Source organism: Alkalibacterium indicireducens (genome assembly GCF_039522005.1).
Taxonomy (GTDB): domain Bacteria; phylum Bacillota; class Bacilli; order Lactobacillales; family Carnobacteriaceae_A; genus Alkalibacterium; species Alkalibacterium indicireducens.
Map to the genome: position 1 here is coordinate 1 of NZ_BAAADA010000227.1, position 596 is coordinate 596.

Here is a 596-nt window from a genome sequence, read left to right on the forward strand (position 1 = left end):
ATGGAAGCCTCGAGCTTTTTGACTGTCCACAGCAAAAATCTGTGGACAAAATGCACCCTGTTGCGTGTTATAATTGATTCACCACAAAACAAAAAAACAGAACAGGAACTGAGGTTATTTTACCATGAATTCTACAGAAATCTACCAAACAAAACGAAATATATTTACTTATGCGGATAAGTTGACCAAAGGTCTCCCGAAACCAAGAAAGAAATTCTACAGCGATATTTTATTTGGGATGTCTAAATCTCAAAGTACGTTGTTATCAAACATCGCTCGTTCATTGGAGGAGGACATTGATTTGATCTACACCATCAAACGGTTATCCCGCAATGGGTTTGAGAGCGACGATTTGAACCAGGTCCATCAAAACTATTTACATACCGTCAAAACAGCGATCCCGGATGATCCTTTAATCATTGTGGACGAATCCGATATCATTAAGCCGTATGCCGAGAAAATGGAACATTTGTCCCTCGTGCGGGACGGCTCCAAAAGTGTCATTGAAAAAGGGTATACCACCATCAATTTCTCGATGGCTACCCCGAAAACGAAACACCCCATCCCACTCTATAATCATCTCTATTCTTCTCGGG

Annotated in this window: 1 protein-coding gene; it reads left to right on the top strand. The window is 40.9% G+C overall.

Annotated features, from left to right (window positions below; genetic code table 11):
- Positions 1-124 precede the first annotated feature (124 nt).
- The coding region (locus ABFX15_RS12070; RefSeq protein WP_346025640.1) for a hypothetical protein at positions 125-596 on the top strand (472 nt) is incomplete at its 3' end.